The 20613-nt window shown below is 48.2% G+C and carries 18 protein-coding genes; all 18 read right to left on the bottom strand.

The window, feature by feature from the left end; all coding sequences use genetic code 11:
* Window positions 1-435 precede the first annotated feature (435 nt).
* Entirely contained in the window at window positions 436-1365 is a 930-nt protein-coding gene (locus NSS82_RS16925; protein WP_341109835.1) for a hypothetical protein, read from the bottom strand.
* Window positions 1362-3239 carry a glycoside hydrolase family 2 TIM barrel-domain containing protein gene (locus NSS82_RS16920; RefSeq protein WP_341109834.1) on the bottom strand — a complete coding sequence of 626 codons (1878 nt, stop codon included), beginning with the start codon at window positions 3237-3239 and terminating at the stop codon, window positions 1362-1364. Before NSS82_RS16920 ends, NSS82_RS16925 begins: the two co-directional genes overlap by 4 nt.
* A 10-nt stretch (window positions 3240-3249) precedes the next feature.
* Window positions 3250-4854, bottom strand: a complete 1605-nt coding sequence (locus NSS82_RS16915) for a response regulator (RefSeq protein ID WP_076272575.1) — start codon at window positions 4852-4854, stop codon at window positions 3250-3252.
* Window positions 4854-6644 carry a cache domain-containing sensor histidine kinase gene (locus tag NSS82_RS16910; RefSeq protein WP_076272574.1) on the bottom strand — a complete coding sequence of 597 codons (1791 nt, stop codon included), beginning with the start codon at window positions 6642-6644 and terminating at the stop codon, window positions 4854-4856. Before NSS82_RS16910 ends, NSS82_RS16915 begins: the two co-directional genes overlap by 1 nt.
* Window positions 6645-6746: 102 nt before the next feature.
* The gene (locus NSS82_RS16905; RefSeq protein ID WP_076144084.1) at window positions 6747-8432 is read right to left on the bottom strand and encodes a hypothetical protein; all 1686 of its coding nucleotides are present in this window, start codon (window positions 8430-8432) and stop codon (window positions 6747-6749) included.
* 31 nt (window positions 8433-8463) lie between these two features.
* Window positions 8464-9360 carry a carbohydrate ABC transporter permease gene (locus NSS82_RS16900; protein ID WP_036677267.1) on the bottom strand — a complete coding sequence of 299 codons (897 nt, stop codon included), beginning with the start codon at window positions 9358-9360 and terminating at the stop codon, window positions 8464-8466.
* A 6-nt stretch (window positions 9361-9366) separates the two neighbouring features.
* Window positions 9367-10260, bottom strand: coding sequence for an ABC transporter permease (locus tag NSS82_RS16895; RefSeq protein WP_081386593.1), 894 nt, complete (start codon window positions 10258-10260; stop codon window positions 9367-9369).
* Between the two features lie 211 nt (window positions 10261-10471).
* Window positions 10472-11818 carry an LLM class flavin-dependent oxidoreductase gene (locus tag NSS82_RS16890; protein ID WP_076272573.1) on the bottom strand — a complete coding sequence of 449 codons (1347 nt, stop codon included), beginning with the start codon at window positions 11816-11818 and terminating at the stop codon, window positions 10472-10474.
* Window positions 11819-11893: 75 nt separating this feature from the next.
* Window positions 11894-12373 (bottom strand): DinB family protein, encoded by a 480-nt coding sequence (locus NSS82_RS16885; protein WP_076105730.1) that lies wholly within the window; start codon window positions 12371-12373, stop codon window positions 11894-11896.
* On the bottom strand, window positions 12373-13545 hold the full coding sequence (solA, locus tag NSS82_RS16880; RefSeq protein WP_076272572.1) for an N-methyl-L-tryptophan oxidase: 1173 nt from the start codon (window positions 13543-13545) through the stop codon (window positions 12373-12375). The genes NSS82_RS16885 and solA overlap by 1 nt, the downstream gene beginning before the upstream one ends.
* Window positions 13542-14723: an amidohydrolase gene (locus NSS82_RS16875; protein ID WP_076272571.1), complete on the bottom strand. Its 1182-nt coding sequence runs from the start codon at window positions 14721-14723 to the stop codon at window positions 13542-13544. Before NSS82_RS16875 ends, solA begins: the two co-directional genes overlap by 4 nt.
* A 53-nt stretch (window positions 14724-14776) precedes the next feature.
* Window positions 14777-15793: an LLM class flavin-dependent oxidoreductase gene (locus tag NSS82_RS16870; protein ID WP_076105727.1), complete on the bottom strand. Its 1017-nt coding sequence runs from the start codon at window positions 15791-15793 to the stop codon at window positions 14777-14779.
* An 11-nt stretch (window positions 15794-15804) separates the two neighbouring features.
* A complete protein-coding gene (locus NSS82_RS16865; RefSeq protein ID WP_076099209.1) occupies window positions 15805-16557 on the bottom strand; it encodes an amino acid ABC transporter ATP-binding protein in 753 nt (250 codons plus the stop codon).
* Window positions 16554-17264, bottom strand: coding sequence for an amino acid ABC transporter permease (locus tag NSS82_RS16860; RefSeq protein ID WP_036677282.1), 711 nt, complete (start codon window positions 17262-17264; stop codon window positions 16554-16556). Before NSS82_RS16860 ends, NSS82_RS16865 begins: the two co-directional genes overlap by 4 nt.
* Complete coding sequence (locus NSS82_RS16855) at window positions 17261-18046, bottom strand: amino acid ABC transporter permease (RefSeq protein ID WP_038571132.1); 786 nt, start codon at window positions 18044-18046, stop codon at window positions 17261-17263. Before NSS82_RS16855 ends, NSS82_RS16860 begins: the two co-directional genes overlap by 4 nt.
* A 33-nt stretch (window positions 18047-18079) precedes the next feature.
* Entirely contained in the window at window positions 18080-18937 is an 858-nt protein-coding gene (locus NSS82_RS16850) for a transporter substrate-binding domain-containing protein (RefSeq protein WP_076099211.1), read from the bottom strand.
* 4 nt (window positions 18938-18941) lie between these two features.
* Entirely contained in the window at window positions 18942-19457 is a 516-nt protein-coding gene (locus NSS82_RS16845; RefSeq protein ID WP_076099212.1) for a GNAT family N-acetyltransferase, read from the bottom strand.
* Between the two features lie 119 nt (window positions 19458-19576).
* Complete coding sequence (locus NSS82_RS16840; RefSeq protein ID WP_038571124.1) at window positions 19577-20470, bottom strand: LysR family transcriptional regulator; 894 nt, start codon at window positions 20468-20470, stop codon at window positions 19577-19579.
* Window positions 20471-20613: the final 143 nt, after the last annotated feature.

Genomic DNA, 20613 nt, shown 5'->3' with positions numbered 1-20613 from the left:
AAACTAGCACCACCTATCGGACATAGATGACGCTAAATGCAGTATTATTGCACTTTTGGTAGGCTAAAAGTCTCCATAGCCACTATTTGCATAAAATACACCACATATGAACCTCTTTATAAGCAATAGCGTCACTGGAGTCCGAAATGTTGTTCAAAAGGCTGGAAATTAGCAAATAGTGTCATCTGAGTCCGAAACCCTTAGAGGCTCAGATAACGATGACACTGTTGAAGCTGGCGGCTACCAATAAACTAAAAGCAGCAAAAAACTAAGAGCAGCGAATCTCTCTTCATTATGAGAATCGCTGCTCTAGAGTTTTTCACGATGAGACAGTCTGTTTTACTCAAGTGGAGAACGTAGTTTTCACTGTAGCCCCATTGGACTGTTCATCCACATGAAATTTGACAGGTAACCTTAGCATTCGCCTGCCTCTGCCTATTGGATCAGCTCAAGAAGTTCTGCAACATTCGCCTTGTACTGTGGCTTGAAATCATCTGATTTCATATAACCCGCAAGACTGAATAAGAACTGTCTGCCTTCCGGCGTATCGCTAACCTTATCAGCATCCAATGCGCATATCAGCAGGTTGCCTGCTCCTACACTGCATTCCACTAGGAAACTCAGCTTATGATTGCGTTCAAAATTATCGATAGTCTGCACAACGGGATTCCAATCGCGGTCAGCTGCATCCATGATGAGCGATTTCGAATTCTCAACAATACTCCACCAGGGATAGGTAGAATATTCCTCGCTCGGGAACTCACGAAGCACCGGGTGCTTGTTATCAATCAACAGCCCCATAGTACCAATGGGTACTGGCCGGTTCATGCTCTCTGAGATCGAGCGGAACATTGGATAACACCAGAAATCTGTGCAGTAATAACCTTCAACGGCATTTTGGAGAGATTCCGGTTTCGGCATAAGCAGCACATTCTCACCTTGCTCCAGCAATGCAAGCGCATCATCAGACAGCTTGTCGAAGACATGGACACCTTCCAGCATGTTGCCACTCTTCACTGGATAAATCCACAGGTCGTAACTCTTACGGATATCTGTTCCCTGTATGGAGAGGGACAATACGATAGTACTCATACGGTCAACTTCAGGTAGTTTTATTGCCAGATCGCAGATATCGATATAATTCGTTCCTGCAGGTACGTCCACCTCGGTTGAACCTGCGGCGAGTATACCATTATCCGCGGTAAGCTCCCAATGCAGTTCAAATGCACTCGGCATACCACTGCGGAAACAGCTCAGTTCAACATGGGCATCGAACGATTCACCAGAGACATAGTTATACTTAGGGAATCTTGCCAACAGAACGGCATCATTACAAAAAGTTCGCCAGTCCTCCGGACTTATCATTCCTTTGGATCCATAAAGGCGTCGAGGACACCCACCAGCGCCGTTCCCTGGCCACTGAAATCCTGCAAATCAAGCAGTTGGAAGCCCGCAAGCCGCCGGGAGCGGAATGCCGCCTCAAGTTCCTCTTTGTAGCAAGCTACTGCCAGTTGCCCCGAGGATTCAAAATATTTGGCGGCCAAATGACCCAACCCTTTACTTTCCAGTCGTTCACGGAAAATTTTGAAATTCTCAGCTTTGAGCGGACCGTTGTATTTATCGATTTCCTCATAATTAGGATAGGTAGCATACTGTCCGATCTCATGCGAGATTACCGGAATGTGCGGTATCCATTCTGCGGAAGCGTCTCCAGCCTTCACCGTCTTGGCTTCCGTACCATACTGGATCTGAATCTCTCCGCCAGCGGCAGCTTCCATCCCCTCTCCGTTGAAGAAATCCTGAGGGACGATCTGATCGTCATAGTCTTTCATCGTGCCTGGCAGATCGATCTGGACATGACCTAATGGAGCATCACACATCGCATAGGAACCTCTGAACAGCCGATCTCTGGAGAAGCGCACGCCGCTGAAGAAATCGTCATGTTCCAGAATTTCTGGCACCCATTGGTGGTTATTGGACCCCTGTGTATAGAGAATCCGGTTATCAAATGCTTTATAGTCCTTTAGGAAGGAATCAATCTTGGCTTTGCTGCCCCATAGCTCGTTGCCAAGCGACATCATCACGAAGGAGGGGTGATTGCCAAAAGCCTGAAGTATGGCATAGCCTTCGCTGATCAGATAGTTCTGCTCCGCTTGATTATGTCCCTCGTCGGTTTCTTCTGTGATTGTTCCCCAGAATGGAAGCTCTGGTTGCATGTAGATACCTAGCATATCCGCTGCGGTGAAAGCAGCTTCCGGCGGACAGCAGGTATGAAAGCGATAATGATTGATGCCGTAAGACTTGGAGATGCCAAGGATTCTTACCCATTCCTCGACGTCAGTCGGGGCATAACCGGTAAGCGGGAAGATCAGGCCGTCATGTTTGCCGCGGAGGAAGGTTTTTTCTCCGTTAATTGTAAACTTATCGCCCTCTGCCCGGAATTCCTTCAATCCAAAAACGAGCTCCTGTTGGTCCATTATATATCCATCACTGTCTTTCAAAACAAGGTTTATGTTATAAAGATTGGGAGCGCCTTCACTCCAGAGCAGCGCGTCTTGACAAAGCTCATAGTTGACGGAAAAACTACCCGGTGAGACTGGGTACTCCCGCTGGTCCACAGCATGTGCATTGTCGCTGTTGAAGCTCTGCGCAGACACTGTAAGTATAGATTCGTTCCTGCTGTCCAAGGTTGCCGTGATTCGGACTGAGCGGGCTGAGAGATCCGGATCGAGCCGGATGCCGCTGAGCCGTGACTCACCGTAGAACTGAAGCTCCATACGTCCGGTAATCCCATTCCAGTTAGTCTGGGTATCCTGCGACGTTAAATGTCCACCTTTGGTTGGGTAACCCGTATTGTCCACACGGATGGTGAGCGTATGATTCCCAGGTTGAAGCTGCGGCAACTCGTATATATGTGGGGTGTTCAGACTGTTACGGCTGCCTATTTCCTGATTGTCCAGCCATAGAGTCGTCAGCCTCGTGCGTTCCAAATATAGGAAGCAGACTTTGCCGGCTAGTTCTTCCGGAATGACGACCTCTTTTGAATACCAGACTTGCCCTTCAAACAAATACTCATCCGTTAATGCGCTTACTAAAACATCCTCGTTCTTCGAACCTTTGCGTGCGTAGGACGTTGTTCCCGGCAGTGTGATAACATCTGTAAAAGGCAATGCCAGTCCTTGATTTCCCTCATCCAATTGCAACTTCCATTCGCCTTCCAGGCTGATCTTTGTCTGCAAAATATCACTCCTAATAATGATAATCTCTGAACTCCTGAGGTGTGGTGCCGGTTGTTTTCTTAAAAAGGAAGGCAAAATAAGCCGCGGTTTGAAAGCCCACCTGCTCGGCAACCTCGTAAACCTTAATATTGGGGTCACGAAGTAGTTCCTTGGCTTTGTTCATACGCGCTTCCTGCACGAAATCGGAAATCGTCCGGCCCATTTCTTTCTTGAAGAGAACACTTAAATAGCTGTGATTCAAGTGAAACTGCTCAGCAAGCTGCTTTACAGTCATGTTCTCATGCAGATGCTCCTCCAATTGGCAGGCGACCCGCTGGATAAGGTTATGCTGCTGAGCGACCTGCTCTCTTTGATTAAGCTTAGCATATTGCGCCAAATATTCCAGTACGACCTTCCTGACTTCATCTACGCCTGTACAGTCGATCAACCGCTGCCACATGAGGATGTTCAACTCTGTATCCTTCTCATGTATACGCTTCAGTTTTCTGGCTAGTTCGCTAAGCAAACCCATTCCGAAAGCCTGCACATAGGAAAAGGATACAGGCTCTCGCGCAAGTAACACTTCGAAAGCATGATTGAAATAAGCGGAAGCTTTATCGCTCTCTCCTCTGTCCAGTAGCTTAACGATTTCCGGAATGTATTCTTCACGCAACCGGAAATCATGATATTCATTCATCAAGTTCCGGTCGAAATAGAGGATTTGTCCGTAGCCGGCCAGCCTGGCACCGGTCATCATATGCCTTACTTCCTTATACAGCAACGGTATTTCCGTCCAGAACAAGCACTCTCTGCTAATTCCGACCGAGACGGAGGCTTTATACTGCTCTCTTAGGATATCTTGGATAAACGCAAGCTGCTTCTCAAGTCTTGCCCGCACCAATGGCGTTGCGTTCAGCACAATGACGGCCAGTTCATCCGCTCCTGTCTTCCCTATATAGGTACCGGAGAAGCCAGATAGACCAGTCTTAACGCAGTTCAATAGCCCTTCGCTAAGCAGGATCCGATCCTTGGCATCATGCGGATTATCTAGGAACCTGCGGTCATATCCGAACAGGAATAAAGTTGCCTGCCATTCCCCATTAGGCAGATCCAGCAGACGCCGCCAGGATTCGAGCAGCTCATCACTGTGGATCCAGCCTTCGACCATATCTTTGACGAAACGTTCCTGCAGCACCTCATAGCTCTCTGTAACTTTCTCCCTAAGTACAGTGGTTTCCTGTTCAATCTGTTTTTTCTTCTCAACTACTTCTCTGAACGCAGCCAGTTTCATTTCGAGTTCTTCCGTCTTGATGGGCTTCAGAACGTAAGCTTTAGCTCCCAGATGTATAGCCTCCTGCACAAATTCAAACTCGTCATATCCACTGATCATCACAGTCTGTAAAGACTGGAGTAACGGATAATCCGCTCTGCATCTGGCGAGCAGTTCGATCCCTGTCATACCGGGCATCGAGACGTCAGCGATCAGCACATCCACAGGAGTTTCTCCTAGGATTGTTAGTGCTTCTTCACCAGATAATGCAGTTAACGGTTCCTCATACCCCAGAGCTTTCCAGCCAATATGACGAAGAAGCCCTTGAATCTGCATAGGCTCGTCGTCGACAATTAATGCCCGCATTAAGCTCCATCCCCCTTTTTTATCTCAGGACTTTCCTTGCAAACAGGGATATCAATGGTTACACAAGTCCATTCGTCTTCTACACTGTCAATCTCAAAGCCGCCCTCTGTGCCAAAATACAATGCAAGACGTTCACGGATATTGTTCATCCCGAATCCGTTTTGCGTCCCCGTGTGGCTGCCGGTACGGATCTGTTCCAGCTTCTCACTGCCAATCCCTTTTCCATTATCAAAAATCTGAAACTGCACCGTATTCTCCACTCGTTTGATCGTAATTTGTATAAAAGCATGAGTTCTAGTTGTGATGCCCCCGTGCAGATAACAGTTCTCGACCGTTGGCTGTAGAATCAGCTTAATGCTGTACAGGTCAAGAACGTCAGGCTCTACCAGCCACTCTACGGATACCTGACCGGGATAACGCAGCTGCTGAATTTCGATATACGCCTTAAGATGCTCAATTTCGTCACGGATCAGCGTCACATTAACCCGGTTATTGAGTGCCAGCCGATAGAATGTCGTCAGCGCATCTATGGTTCGGATTTGCAATTCGTCCTGCTGATCTAATGCCCGCCAACGGATCAGACTTAGCGAATTATAGATGAAATGAGGGTTAATCTGTGCCTGCAACGCCCTAAATGATTGCTCCCGCTCTTTGAGCATGGCCTCTGTATGTTCTGCGACCAGTTTTCTCAAACGGCCAGACATGGAATTGAACAATATCTCAAGTTCACCCAGCTCATCGTTGTCACGGTTTCTCACTGTAACTTCGAAATAGCCCTGTGAGATATCTGTCATTCGGATGCCCAGCTTGCGGATCCGCCAAATCACATTTTTAAGTACAATCATGATTAGAAAGATGGACAACAGCAGGAAAAATGCAATACCTGCTCCGATATAGTACATAATCCGCGTAGACTGCTCCTCCAGTCGGTCAAGATGCACAAGCGCGGCAACCGTCCAGCCAGACTTAATCTCCTGAGTGATCAGCATCATCCCGCTTTTTGTCGCCGATGTTTCCAACGAGTTATTCCAGTACTGACCTAAGGAGGATGAGGATAACCGGCTGCCAATTTCAGAGGGCTCCGAGGATGCAATAATGCGTTCGTTGTCGTCAACAATATACAATTCTCCGGCCCCTTCAAAAGGATGCTCGAACGATTCCATGAAGACACCGTTATAGTTCAGTAACAGGTACACAATCCCGTAAACATCTCCATATGCGTTCAGAATTTTATGGGATACCACTAGCTTAGTCCTGTCGTCAGCTGCATTAGTCCATACCAGATTGTCTGTTGTGCGAAGCATTTTCGTATACCATTCCCGCTCTCGAATTCCCGAAAGGCTCCGTTCTTCCGGCTTCCACAGAAGCCCTCCATCTTGCACTAGTGTATCGTTGGTATGATAGATCCGGAAATTCTCAATACCTGGCAAGTATTTACTGGTGAGCAGAAAGGAACGGTCCACATAATTGACCGTACCCAATTGTTCATCGATATCCGCATAGTCCCTGGCTAATCTAGAGATCAGCTCACCATCCGTAGCCGTCCGGGTAGCCAGCAGATCATAGCTTTGCTTCCTGAATTCAATACTCTGCGCACTTTGCCGAACGGCTTCCCTGATCGTAAGCATATAATTGGCCCGCACCGTATGAAGCATCATGTACCCTGCACCTGCAGCCAGCAGTACGGTGGGGAGAAATACAATTAGTCCGTAGAATAATACAATCTTACTCCTCAGGTTCATAGAACGGGTCATACGGATGATCCATTTCTCTATTTGTTGTTTAATCATAGATTTCCCCCATGAAGTGCAAAGGGAGCCCCCTCCAAGTGAGAGGTGCTCCATTAATTTTTTATCGTTTAAGATCCGCGACTGAAAGAGCATCACGGTTGTCTATTGCAAGGCGGTTACTTCCTCCTTGTACGTATCCAGCCACTCCTGCTTGACTTCACTCCAGTGCCCACGCTTCTCTAGTGCTGCTTGGAAATCGCTCCAATTCTTCTCGAATTGCCCCTCGTCTTTGGCCATTAAAAGCTTGGCTCGATATTCCTTGCGGATATTTTCGATCTCCGGTGAATATTTCTCCCATGCGCCGCCCTGTTTCATCTGGAATAGATCATAAGACTCTGCCACGCGGATCGTTCCCATTTTGCCGATAGCTTCTGTGAACTTAATTGTCTTAGCAGCTCCGGCTTTTCCTGCATCCTCTGTGTTCCACCATGGGTACCATTCATTGCTGTAAGAGGCAGTCATGTAAAGCTCCGGGGTGACTTTAGCTTTTTGTGCGGTGTCTCCGGAATTGCGGCTCGTCTTGTAGGTTTCGTCTGTGAATTTCCATTTGCCCAACGGTTGATCAATCCAATCCCAGTATAATCCCGCCGGTCCTTCATTAATGACCTGCTGCTGTTCAGGTTTCGGCTGCAAGGTATAATCGAAGAATTTCAGAATAGCTTCCAGATTTTTAGTTTTTTCACTAACATAGACATCATAGCCTGGATTCGGATTGGTAACCTGATTAATCCCGACTTTCTCTACACCATCCACTTTAGGAAAAGGGATCGCTTCGTAAAACCACCCCGGCTCTGTTGGGCCGTCCAATGTCTCCCAGGCAGAGGCAGGAATGTTCCAGAAGCTGCCGACATTGAAGGCAATACGACCTGATTTGTTCTTTTCTGTATACTGTTCTTTTTTGCTGGTAACGACCTCTGGATCGATCAACTTCTCCTGGTACATCTTGTTCATCCATTGATAAGCTGCTTTATAATTGGGATCGTCGTAAGCGAATACAAAATCATCGCCGCGTTTGTCAACGCCATTACCTGCTGTAGTCACCCCAAATGCTGTCAAAATTGCGTTTTCATCGCTCCAGCCCAGATTATCACTAGTGTCCATCAGGAATGATAGAGGAATCAGCGATTTGCCGGAAGCATCCTTCTCTTCTGCAGCTTTCCGAAGGAAGGTCTCAACTCCTTCTAACGTTGCTAAGTCCTCTTTGGTCATACCTGTTTTCTCCAGCACATCACTTCTGACAATCCAGGCTTGAGATGCCCAACCTGGCCACGGATCTTCCGGGTTTTGGTCAAACCAGGTAGGGATGGACCAGATATGGCCCTCATTATCCTTCATAAGTTCCAGATACTGCTTTGGAATAGACGCAAGTCCTGGATATTTGTCAGGCATGTCGAAATACTGCTCTAGCGGCATAAGCTGCTTCGACCGGTTCATCGCGCTTTTGACCGTTTCGTTTCGGCTGAAGATAGCTGCATCCTCAAAGCCGCCAGTGTTTATCTTCAAATTAAGTGCAGTCATCGCGTCGCCTTGAGTGGTTTCCAGCTTCACATTTACTCCAGGCTCCTGTTCACGCCAATATTTCTGGACCAAACTATCATTATTGATGGTTGCCGTCCATCCGAGCCAGAGATTAAAGGAAGTCGAGCCACTGGCGGGCTGGTTATTTGACGTTTCATTGTCACTTCCAGGCTTGTTCGCAGTATTCCCACCTGATCCGGAGCATCCGGCAATAGACATCAGTAAGGTTGCTGCAGCCAAGGCGACTAGACCCGTTTTTTTGATCATCATTGTTTAATTCCCCCTGTTCTATTATTGTAGATCAACCTTTTACTGACCCTACAAGAACTCCTTTCACAAAATATTTCTGCAGGAACGGATACACGCACAGGATGGGGATTGCACTCACCATAACGACTGCCATCTTAATCGACATCAGCGTAATATTCTGCATTTGTGAGCTTCTCGCCAAAGCTTCCTGGTTGGTATTTGAGCCAAGGACAGCGGATAAATCCTGAGCAGCGAGCAATTGCTGCAGGAAGGTCTGCACCGGAATCAGATTCTGCTTCGTGACGAAGAAAGCACCGGCGAACCAATCATTCCAGTGTCCCACTGCGGTAAACAGTCCCAGCGCTGCAAGCATAGGTTGAGAGAGTGGAATAATAATCTGAATCAGAGTACGAACAGGACCGGCTCCATCTAGTTCAGCGGATTCTACCAGAGCTTCAGGGATTCCCTGTATAAACTTCAGCATGACAAACATGTTCCAGACCGAGAACAGCCCGGGGAAAATATACACCCAGAACGTGTTGATAAGCCCGAGATTATTAAGCTGAATATAGAAAGGAACCAGTCCTCCACTGAATAACATGGTTAAAAGAATATAGCCTAGTATCGTGCTTCTTAATGGAAGACCGCGGTAGGACAAGCCAAATGCCACCAGAAGTGTGACGATAAGTCCTGCGAATGTGCCAATGACTGTCCTAGCGATTGTAATTAGATAAGACTGGCGGATAATCTCATTTCCTAATACAATCTCATAATTAATTAATGTGAAATTCTTGGGCCATAGATACACGCCACCTTTGGCCGCACTTGCACCGTCATTCAGTGAGATTGCCAGCATGTACAGGAATGGATATAGTACAGACAAGCACAGACCGGCCAGTACTATGACGATGACGTATTGAGCTATTTTTTCACCTCTGCTGAGCTTCATATGCCATCACCATAATCCTTCACCATTTATTTTTCTGGATAACTGATTAGTCGAAACAACCAATATCAAACTGATCACTGAGGATAACAATCCCACTGCGGTCGCCATCCCAAAATATCCCTGCTGCAATCCGTTGCGGATGATATACGTATCCAGTACATCCGCGACCCCTTGATTAGCAGAATTCATCAGCGGATAAATCTGATCCATCCCTACTGAAATCAGGCTAGGGATACTCAGAATTAGCACAATCGATATTGTCGGTAGAATACCCGGGAAGGTGATATGCCGAATCTGGGCTAGCTTTCCTGCACCCTCTACTTTGGCGGACTCATACAATTGCGGATCAATCGTTGTGATCGCAGCCAGATAGAGAATCGTGTTCCAGCCGGTCTCTTTCCACAAGCCGCTTAATATAACCATGGGCCGGAACCACTCCGTGGAACCTAGAAAAAATACGGGATCACCACCTGCTTTCTCGATGAACTGATTGACCAGCCCACCATCCAAAGTCAGAAAAGACTGCAGGATGTAAGCGACTACAATCCATGAGAAAAAATGTGGCAAATAGCTGACCGATTGCACGAATCGTTTAAATACAGGCCGGGTTACCTCGTTAATCACCAGCGCCAGCAGAATCGGTGCCGGGAATCCGAAGATGAACTTAAGCACGGATATATATAACGTGTTTTTGACAACAGTTAAAAACTGGGGATCTTGCAGGAAAGAAAAGTTGTCTAATCCCACCCATGCGCTGTTCCAGATCGAGGTGCCAATCTGAAAGTCGCGGAAGGCGACCTGAATCCCTGCCATCGGAATATAGCTGAACAGAAATAGCAACAGAACTCCCGGAAGAATCATTAAATATTGCCATCGGTACTTGTAGAACTTAGCGTACAATTTACATCCCTCCTTGATATTTCTATCATAAGGTGCAGCGGGAACCCTGCCTATATAACAGTGATTGGTTATCTATTGCTCTGATTGGATATTTAAAGCGCTTACGTTGATAGACAAGCTCCGCGCGCACGCAAATAAACGCAGCCTTAAACGGCTGCGTTACATTTTTTATGACGAAAGCTAAATATTGAAATTCAAATTAATATTATTGTTAATGTATGGCTTTATGCCCTGCCGGTTGAGATGCCTTGGAATAGCGGTTCTCAGGCAATGGAATACCGAGATTTCCACGCAGGGTGCTACTTTCGTATTCAGTGCGGAACAGACCCCGCTCTTGCAGAATCGGCACTACCCGATCGACGAATTCCTCCAGTCCGTTAGGAACAGCAGCTGCGATCATAAATCCGTCTGCTCCTCCACCCTCAAACCAGGTTTGAATCTGATCCGCCACTTGCTCAGGTGTGCCAATAAAGCTGCTGCGCGGGGTAGCGGATTGTAAGGCGACCTGTCTTAGTGTTAAGCCTCTCTCCTTCGCGTCCTTTTTGATTTTATCCGTGCCGCTCTGAAAACTATTGCGCCCCAACTCGCCAAGCTCAGGGAACGGTGCATCCAGCGGATATTGCGAGAAATCATGATGTTCGAAGAATCTGCCCAAATAGTTCAGTGCATTCTCAATCGTCACGAGACCAGCAACCTCCTGATATTTGCGCTCTGCTTCCTCTGGTGTGTCGCCAATGATTGGTGCAATGCCAGGAAAGATCAGCACCTCATTCGGATCCCGGTCAAATGAAGCTACCCGTGTCTTAACATCGCTATAGAATGCCTGGGCATCTTCTAGCGTTTCGTGGCCAGTGAAGATAGCATCCGCTTCCTTTGAGGCGTAATTTTTACCAACTTCTGAGGAACCTGCCTGAAACACGACTGGCTGCCCCTGCTTCGAACGAGCAATATTGAGCGGTCCCTTCACGGAGAAGAACTCGCCTTGATGGTCCAGGGTATGCATTTTTTGCGGATCAAAGAATACACCTGATTCCTTGTCTCGGACAAACGCATCATCTTCCCAGGAATCCCATAATCCGCGCGTCACCTGCAAATATTCGGTAGCAATGCGGTAGCGCTTGCCATGGTCAGGATGCTCTGTTTTGCTGTAATTAGAGGCAGAGCCTTCCAGCGGTGAAGTCACCACATTCCAGCCGGCCCGGCCTCCGCTGATTACATCCAGTGAGCCGAATTGACGCGCGACAGTAAACGGTTCACTGTAGGAGGTGGACAGGGTACCAACCAGACCAATGTTGGTGCTCACGGCGGCGAGTGCGCTAAGGATGGTCAGCGGCTCAAACCGGTTAAGGAAATGCGGAATGGACTTTTCATTAATGTACAAACCGTCTGCGATGAAGATCAGATCCAGCTTGCCTTCTTCTGCCTTCTGTACCCACGCTTTGTATAATTCAAAGTTTACACTTGCATCCGGCTTAGCATCAGGATGGCGCCACATCGACGTGCTGCCTCCTACTCCATGCAGCAGTGCGCCTAGCTTCAGTTGTTTTGGTTTGGTCATGTTCATTCCTCCTAAAAGTTTTGTGAGCATACGATTCCCAGGTTTTACTTCGTGCAAAACTCACTTTATAAGCATTTATTGCACGAACGATGCATTGGCAGCGCCCTGCTTGATTCGCTCGATCTGGCCAAGATGCCTTTCCACATGTGCGGGGAAGCTATGGACGATATCGGAAATTTTCACGATCTCCCCCTTGAAGTTAATCCCGCTTTTCTCCCAATCCTCTGCGCTGAGCCGTTCAAACAATAGACTGTTATAATAAAGCAAGCTGCGGAACAACTCCAGGCTATCGGAAGCATAACCACTGTTGGCGTACTGGCCGCTGACCCAAGCGTCCTGATTGAAGACTGGCAGCTGCGCAGTTGTAGCAGCGAGAATATCACGGATGCGGAACGAAACCACAATGCTGTGATCAGCTAGATGAGCCAGCACCTCAGTGACACTCCAACTTGTTGGTTCCGCCTTCCATTTCAGCTGTTCCTCTGTTAACCCTGCAGTTGCATGCACCAGCTGGTTGTAAGTACTTAAAAAATTACTGATTTGAACTTTGCTCATTAAATCCCCTCCAATATAAGGCCTGCTTGCGAATGATCAGGTGCAAAACGTGATAACGAAAAAGGTTGGATGTTGTGGTTGGTAGCTCCACTTGTCGCCATATCAGCAAGTATTTCACCTACAACACTAGAAAATTTAAAACCATGCCCTGAGAACCCTCCGGCTACCAGCACATTGGAGTGGAGCGGATGGCGGTCAATAATGAAATCTTCATCAGGCGTATGCTCATATTTGCATACAGAACCTTTAAGTAATCGGCCAGCTGCACCCGGCATATAAGACTCCAGTACTCTACGAAGGTCTTGCTCATCGCTGGCTTCACTGCCAAAGGGAGCAAGTAGTGTGCCTGGTTTCCATTCCAGCCCCGTATCGTGCCGGCCGATCTTCAGACCGGTTCCATCAATGCTGGGAAAGCCATAATAGCCACCTTCCTCAGCCCCTAGCGTGAAGCCAGGGAAGTTACCGGCTGCAAAAGCAGGTGAGCTCTCAAACCAGCCCACAACTTTGCGGATCGCCTTGATTGGCAAATGCACAAAAGGCGCCAACGCACCAAACCAGGCTCCGGCACTAAGGATAGCTGACGCTCCGTGATAATCGCCGTTTGTTGTATGAACTGTCACACTGCCTTCGCGGGCGGTGATGTTTACTACCGAAGTGTTCGTCAACAGCTCCGCACCCTGTCCAAGGGCAAGCTGGCGGTAGGCGGAGATACAGCGCTCGCTGTACAAATACCCGGCATCTGGTTCATATATTGCTGCGAATGTTTCTGGAATGTTCAATCCCGGCCAGCGCCGCCGGACCTCTCCGGCATCCAGATGCTGAACCTGCACCTTCCGTTTCTTCGCTTCCGCGAGACGACCGCTGAAGGAATACACTGCACTATCTGCTAGATTCAATACGCCCGAGCGGACAAGCAGTTCTATTCCGCTCAACTGCTCGGCTTCTTTCCATAAACGATCTGCCCGCAGAGCCAAATCAATGTAAGCGGGATCACCACTGTAAGCGTGCCGGATCAGCCGGGTTTCCCCGTGATGGCTTCCCTGTGTATGTGGAGGATCAAAGGCATCAATTAGCAGCGTCTTCACTCCGCGCCTCGCAAGATAGTAACCGGCGCTCATGCCCATCGAGCCTGCGCCGACGATAATTACATCGTAACTGTTATGTTCAGCTATAATTCTGCACCTCCATCGGGACTGTACTGCACTAGGGAACGAACAGCTACATCCGCAAGGAAACGTGCTGCCACAGGGAGTGCACGTTCATCCAGATTGAAGGCCGGATGATGCCATTCCTGGCTTCCTTCAGTGCCTACAAAAACGAACAGTCCGGGTACCACGCGCTGATAGAAGGCGAAATCCTCTCCAGCCAGAGAAAGCTCTGGCTGAATCTCTCGGTAACCAAGAGCTTCGACCGATTCAACTCCAAGCGCCGCTAGGGAGGGGTCGTTGATAACCGGAGGTGGCCCTTCTATCCAGCGAACGGTAGCTTCTGCTCCAAGAGCCGCTGCTACACCGACCGCCACTTCCTGAAACCGGTTCAGCACTTTGCTGCGCACCGTTTCATCAAAGGTGCGGATCGTCCCTTCAAGCACGGCTTTTTCGGGGATAATGTTCCATGAATTGCCGCTGTGAATCTGCGTCACACTGACCACCGCACTCTGCAATGGACTGACATTGCGACTTACAATGGACTGGAATGCCGTCACAATATGCGAAGCCGCTACAATCGGGTCTATGCCAGCTTCCGGAACGGCAGCATGAGAACTGCCACCCTGCACTTCAATCACAAACCCGTCAGCTGCTGCCATTAAAGGACCACCCTTAATACCGATGGTTCCGACTGGCAAGTCTGGCTTGTTATGCAGCCCGATCACTGCCCGGACGTCTTCTAGTGCCCCGCTAGCAATGATTCGCTGTGCACCCTGCGCCTTCTCCTCCGCTGGTTGGAATAACAGGCGCACCGTTCCCTGTAATTGCTGCTCTCGCTGTTTCAATTGAAAGGCGGCACCAATCAAGGCAGCCGTATGGAAATCATGCCCGCAGGCATGCATTTTGCCGGGATATAATGAAGCAAAGGATACTCCGCTTTCCTCCTGGATTGGCAAGGCATCAATATCTGCGCGCAGTGCGATGACCGAACCAGGCTTTTTGCCGCCAATCTCTGCGATCACGCCGGTAGACAGACCGTATTCTACGATCCTGACTCCTGCCCGCTCCAGCAGGGAAATGATATATTCTGTTGTGCCATATTCTTCATTGGACAGTTCCGGGTGCCGGTGCAGATGACGGCGTATCCCGATTAATTCTTCTTCAAGCGCTTCCGCACTTAACTCTTTAACTTTACTTGTCATATACAGTCACCCTCCTTTACACGATTTCCTGTGTGATACCGAGCCCGCCCGCTTTATGCCTCTGCCGCCACTTCAGCGATTGCTTCGCTCAATAGCTCAAAGGATCGGAGCCGTTTGTCAAAGGGCTGTACATTCGTCGTTATGATGAACTCCTCGACACCGGATGCCTCTGAAAGTTCCAACAACTGTTCACGGACAGATGATTTAGTTCCTTTGGTAATCTCCGGTTCCAGCTCTTCAATCGTGTAGGCTTCATTGCTCTGGCGGGCAAATTCTTCCGCCTGTTCCAAGGTCCCTACTGTCAGCTTCTTCCCGCTCGCCAGTTGAATCCGGATCAGCTTATGCGCACCTGCCAGTTCTTTCGCTCCCTCCTCAGTCTCAGCCACCACTAACGATAAAGCGATAATCGCTTGCGGTTGTCTGCCCTGTGAAGAAGCAAAACCGCTGCGGTAAGCACGAATGGCATCCAGCGCTACCGCCTTATCGCTGTTAATAAACAGGGAGAATACGTACGGTAACCCCAGTTCAGCGGCAATTTCCGCGCTACTTACACTCGCACCAAGGACATACAACTCGGGAGGAATACCAGGAAGGGGACCTGCCTTCAACCCTGCCAGCGGATGGTTTTCTTCGAGGCGGTTATGTACATACTTTTCCAGCTCGATGATTTTGCCCGTCAGGTCTGGGGTTTCAGCTTTTCCCTGCTGCAGTGCCTGTGTGCTGCGCGGGAGTCCACCGGGAGCACGTCCCACACCGAGATCCACTCGTCCATGAGCCAGTGTAGACAGCACATTGAAGTTCTCCGCTACCTTATACGGGCTGTAATGCTGGAGCATGATTCCACCGGAGCCAATGCGGATTCGCTCTGTTTTAGCCAGAAGATGTGAGATAAGTACTTCCGGGGAAGAGCCGGCTACCTGCTCGGAGTCATGATGCTCTGAAACCCAGAACCGGTGGAATCCAAGCTCTTCGGACAATTGTGCCAGCTTGATCGTATGCTGGAATGCTTCCTCCGGCGTTTCTCCCGGATAGATCGGACTTTGATCAAGTACGCTGATTGTAATAGCCATTGTTTTTCCTCCTATATGGAATAGTTAAATTCAGGTGTGATCCGCTTCAGGAACTGCTTCGTTCTTTCTTCGCGCGGATGGTTAAACAGCTCTGCCGGGGTCCCTTCTTCAACAATGACGCCTCCGTCCATAAAAACCACATGATTCGCCACATCACGAGCAAAGCCCATTTCATGAGTCACCACAATCATTGTGATGCCTTCCTTAGCAATTTTACGGATGACGGCCAGCACCTCACCCACTAACTCTGGGTCCAACGCCGATGTGGGTTCGTCGAACAATATAACCTCCGGCTCGAGTGCCAAGGCACGGGCAATGCCAACCCGCTGCTGCTGGCCTCCGGACAGCTGACTTGGATAGGCGTCCAGCTTGCTGCCAAGACCAACCTTTTCAAGTAGAGCAATACTCCGCTTTTTCGCTTCTTCCTTCGGAAGCTTTTTGACAATCAGCAGTCCCTCCATCACGTTCTCCAGCGCGGTTTTATGGCGGAATAAATTGTACTGCTGGAACACCATTGCCGTTTTTTGCCGGAGCAGATGAATCTCCTTTTTACGGGCGTGCTTGCAGTTCACTTTGAAATCGCCGATGGCGATCTCTCCGCTGCTTGGCTTCTCCAGATAATTCACACAGCGTAAAAGTGTCGTTTTGCCTGAGCCGCTGGGACCGAGAATGACGACAACTTCACCTTTCGTCACCGTTAAATCTATATTGTTGAGCACCTGATTCCGACCGAATGACTTCGAAATTTGCGCAAGCTTGATCATGCTACTCCACCTCGATTGTACAGATTAATTCTTTTTTCAATCAGCGACGTCACGCGTTCGATCAGGAACGTAAGTCCCCAGAAAATCAGTGCTGCCGCCAGATAAGCCTCAAAAAACTTCCAGTTCGTTGAAGCAACAATTTGCGCCTTAGCATTGATATCCACCACCGAAACGGTAAAAGCAAGGGTAGATCCATGCAGCATACCAATTACCGAATTTGAGAGATTGGGCAGACTCGCCGCCAGCGCCTGAGGAAAAACAATCCGCCGCAGTGCCTGGGGCGTGGTCATGCCGATAGAATGTGCCGCTTCCAACTGACCGCGATCCACCGCAAGCAGACCGGAACGGACGACTTCGGACATATAGGCTCCCGCTGTAATCGAGAACGAAATATAGGCAAAACCGATCATCGGAATCGATACTGACCTGAAGCTCCAGCCGAACTGTACCGCCAGACCATCGATTAATACGGGAAGCCCAAAATAGATGAGCAAAAGATGCGTCAGCATCGGTGTCCCGCGGATGAACGTAACATAACCGACAGCCAGCGGATACAGCAGCGGAATTCTGTATATCCGGATCAACGCTACAGCCACACCAATCACAAATCCAATGAGTACTGAGACAACAGTAATAGATAAGGTCACAGGAATTGCACTTAAAATTTGCACCAGAGCAGTCCAGATAAAAGATGGGTCCAGCTTCATAATCCGCTACCTCCTTTACCCGGTCCAAGTTCAGCAATGATGCGGCGGTAGGACCAGCTTTTGTTGATTTTGAACGATTTTTTCTCCGGTGTATTCCGTTTCTCATGCCGCAGCAGCCGGCGTTCTGCTATAAGCAGCAGTTTCTCGATTGTAAAGCTGATGACCAGATAGATTAGCGCAAGCGCGATATACGTTTCAATAAAATGCTGAGTTAAGCTGCCTAGCGTCTGTGCTTTACCTGACATTTCCATCACCCCAAGAGTAAAGGCCAATGACGTATCTTTCAGTAGAGCAATCACCAGATTGGAGAATACCGGAACTGCGATTCCGAGCGCCTGCGGCAGCACGATTCGCGTAAAGGCTTGAACCCCCGTCATTCCTGTAGCATAAGCAGCCTCTACCTGCCCCTTATCCACCGCCATTACAGAAGCCCGGATCATTTCGGACATGTATGCCCCCGTATGCAGCCCGTAAGTAAGTATCACAAAAACAAGCACGGGAGTCCGGGTCATATCGACATGAACCAGCTTCATAATTTCGGGCAGACCATAATAAAACAAGAAGAGCTGGATAAGAATCGGAGTTCCCCGAAAAAAAGAAATATAGATTTCGGAGATGGTTTTTAACACAGGCACTTTATAAAGTCTTGGCAGAGCTACGAGAAAGCCGACAAGAATTCCTGTCAGTAGAGAACAGGCGACAATCAGAAGCGTGGTGCTTAAAGTCTCTAGTAACTTAGGCAAAAACGAAAATACAAAGCTGATATCAAACTGTGCGCCCATATATTCCCTCCCTTCCCGTGCTCACCGGCTCAATCATTTAACCGAATCCGCTGTAACATCCGCACCCAACCATTCCGTACTAAGCTTGCCTAGTGTGCCGTCTGTCTTCAGCTCTTTAATCGCACTGTCAATCGCATCTGACAGCTTTTGTGAATCGGCATCATCCTTACGGAAAACATAGAGAATGTCCGCGGAGGACAGCTCGTCGCCCGTTGCTTTTAGCTGATTCTGCGGATCAATGATCGGCAGGACAAAATCTGCAGCCAGCGTTGCGTCCACACGACCAGTACTAATCTGTGCGACGGTATCATTCGCTGCACCATTCTGATACACGATATCAATCGCATTGTCATTCTCTTTATTGTAGTTCTCGAGTATTTGTGCTTGTGCACTCGTTGCACCTACAAGCACCTTTTTCCCTTTGAGATCATCAAGCGATTGGATTGAATTATTATCCTTTGCCACTACAATGCGGTTTCTCCAGTGGGCATAGGCTTCTTTGTTAAAAGAGTATTTCAGCTCCCGTTCCGGATTTTTCTCCATGACATGGGCGACCAAATCGATTTTTTTGGTTTCCAGGCTCAGCAGCAGATTGCTGAAATCCATGGTTTGAAATTCGAATTCATATTCTGGAAGCTGCTTATCGATTTCTTTGAGCAGTTCCACATCAAATCCGGTGAGTTTGCCGTTCTCATCAATGAAGCAGACTTTCGGAAAAGCAGTACCCGTGCCCACAATGATCTTAGTTACCTTAGCCGAATCCTTTGCCGGTGCCGCAGCTTCTGCTGTATTTCCCTTCTGATTGCTGCTAGCGCTGTTACTGTTGTTTCCGCAGCCGGCAATCGCCAGTGTCAATATCGATGCAAATACTAGTGAAATGGACTTTTTCATTGTTTTATCCCCTTTGAATGAACTGTGGTTTGTCTGTAAGTGTTTTTTTCAGCAGATACATAATGCCGTCACCATTCTGCTGATCCAGTTCTAGAAACCGTTCGTACCCCCGGCGTTCATACATTTGAACCAACCACGGATGTTTCTTCGCCGTTGCCAGCGTGACCGCAGCCGAACCTAACTGTCCAGCAATAATGTTCTCTTCCACCCATTCCAAAAGTTTTCCACCATAACCTCTGTTACTGTAATCTGGATGAGCAGCAAACCATTTAATAAAAGGCAGTGGGCTAATCTTCTTAATCTCTTCTTCCTTTGAAAGGGTTATGGTCGCAACTATCGTTCCGTCAACTTCAAGCACATAACACTCATTCGTAGCTATATTGTCTTCAATAAGCGCCAAGTCGGCTGTGGCCGCCGGCCAATGCAGCCCGAGTTCACGAATCAGCTGATAGGCACGATATGTAACATCCAGCAATTGCTCCGCATCCTTCAGTTCTGCCAGCCTGTATACCTCACTCATCACATGCCCTCCAGCCTTTCGAAAATTAACTTTATAATCCCTATCGAAATAGTCGTGATTATATGCAATTAACTTTATCACTGCATGTGTCCATGCGCTAATAGAGTTTTTTAATACATCTATACAATTAGTCGATCTCCCACTTTACCAATCCCCAGTTCAAGCAGGGTTTCGATGAATTCTGCGTTCTCTCCATTTAGCGAAATCAGGCTGGTTCGCAAGGAGATGCCTTCCGTCTCCGCAATATCCACCCGGATCAGCGACCCCGTCGCCACTTCCTCTTGCACACTGAGGGCGGGAAGGAAACAGATGCCTGCTTTTTTCAATACCAGCTTTTTGGCTGTCTCCAGGTTATCTACCTGATATTCAATCTTCGGCGGCTGTTCCATGCTCTCAAATACACGATGCAGCCGCATCCAATCTAAAGAGCCACATTCAAAAAAAACCAACGTCTCCTGGCGGATATCCTCCAGTGAAGCCCGCTGTGCTCTAGCAAAGCGATGTCCCTCATGTACATACAGTGAGATGGGGTCCTCGCAGAAAGGAAAGGTTTGAATTGCCGGATTTACGATCTTACGGATAAAAGCCAAATCAAGCTCCTTCGATTTCAACTTTTCAGTCAATACTTCCGTAGAAGCTGTCATCAGCTTGATTGTGATATGAGGATATCTGCGCTTTAAATGGAGCATCAGATGGGGCATTAAATAATTGGAAACCGAGACCGTACTGCCGATTCTCAGTTCATTTGGAATGTGTCCCTTAGCCTGAACCTGATATTTACCGTTCTGATAGATCTGGAGAATCTGCTGGGCATAGGGAAGAAACTGTTTACCTTTATCCGTCAGGTTAATCTGCTTCCCCAACCGATCAAATACTTTGCAATCCAGTTCCCTTTCTAGCGATTGAATCCGGGCCGTTACTGTCGGCTGTGAGATATATAGGACTTCGGCCGCTTTATTGAAGCTTCCATAATGATTGATGTAGACAAAGGCCTCAATATTTTCAATGTTCATCCGTAATCCCCCTAAGCTTTATTAATTTTACTATTCCGATGAAAGAACAATGAATTATAGCGATGCTTTCCTATAGATTTTGTTTATATCTTAGTCATCGCCCTATTTTTTGTCAACAATTAATTCCGTGTAAATCAATCGGA

Source organism: Paenibacillus sp. FSL H7-0735, assembly GCF_038008505.1.
In the GTDB taxonomy this organism is placed as follows: domain Bacteria; phylum Bacillota; class Bacilli; order Paenibacillales; family Paenibacillaceae; genus Paenibacillus_AQ; species Paenibacillus_AQ odorifer.
This window is presented reverse-complemented; position numbering and strand designations above follow the sequence as displayed.

Coding starts and splice junctions, on each gene's coding strand:
- NSS82_RS16925 (WP_341109835.1), bottom strand. CDS start 1,365: ATGATAAGTCCGGAGGACTGGCGAACTTTTTGTAATGATGCCGTTCTG.
- NSS82_RS16915 (WP_076272575.1), bottom strand. CDS start 4,854: ATGCGGGCATTAATTGTCGACGACGAGCCTATGCAGATTCAAGGGCTT.
- NSS82_RS16910 (WP_076272574.1), bottom strand. CDS start 6,644: ATGATTAAACAACAAATAGAGAAATGGATCATCCGTATGACCCGTTCT.
- NSS82_RS16905 (WP_076144084.1), bottom strand. CDS start 8,432: ATGATGATCAAAAAAACGGGTCTAGTCGCCTTGGCTGCAGCAACCTTA.
- NSS82_RS16900 (WP_036677267.1), bottom strand. CDS start 9,360: ATGAAGCTCAGCAGAGGTGAAAAAATAGCTCAATACGTCATCGTCATA.
- NSS82_RS16890 (WP_076272573.1), bottom strand. CDS start 11,818: ATGACCAAACCAAAACAACTGAAGCTAGGCGCACTGCTGCATGGAGTA.
- NSS82_RS16885 (WP_076105730.1), bottom strand. CDS start 12,373: ATGAGCAAAGTTCAAATCAGTAATTTTTTAAGTACTTACAACCAGCTG.
- NSS82_RS16875 (WP_076272571.1), bottom strand. CDS start 14,723: ATGACAAGTAAAGTTAAAGAGTTAAGTGCGGAAGCGCTTGAAGAAGAA.
- NSS82_RS16870 (WP_076105727.1), bottom strand. CDS start 15,793: ATGGCTATTACAATCAGCGTACTTGATCAAAGTCCGATCTATCCGGGA.
- NSS82_RS16865 (WP_076099209.1), bottom strand. CDS start 16,557: ATGATCAAGCTTGCGCAAATTTCGAAGTCATTCGGTCGGAATCAGGTG.
- NSS82_RS16860 (WP_036677282.1), bottom strand. CDS start 17,264: ATGAAGCTGGACCCATCTTTTATCTGGACTGCTCTGGTGCAAATTTTA.
- NSS82_RS16855 (WP_038571132.1), bottom strand. CDS start 18,046: ATGGGCGCACAGTTTGATATCAGCTTTGTATTTTCGTTTTTGCCTAAG.
- NSS82_RS16850 (WP_076099211.1), bottom strand. CDS start 18,937: ATGAAAAAGTCCATTTCACTAGTATTTGCATCGATATTGACACTGGCG.
- NSS82_RS16845 (WP_076099212.1), bottom strand. CDS start 19,457: ATGAGTGAGGTATACAGGCTGGCAGAACTGAAGGATGCGGAGCAATTG.
- NSS82_RS16840 (WP_038571124.1), bottom strand. CDS start 20,470: ATGAACATTGAAAATATTGAGGCCTTTGTCTACATCAATCATTATGGA.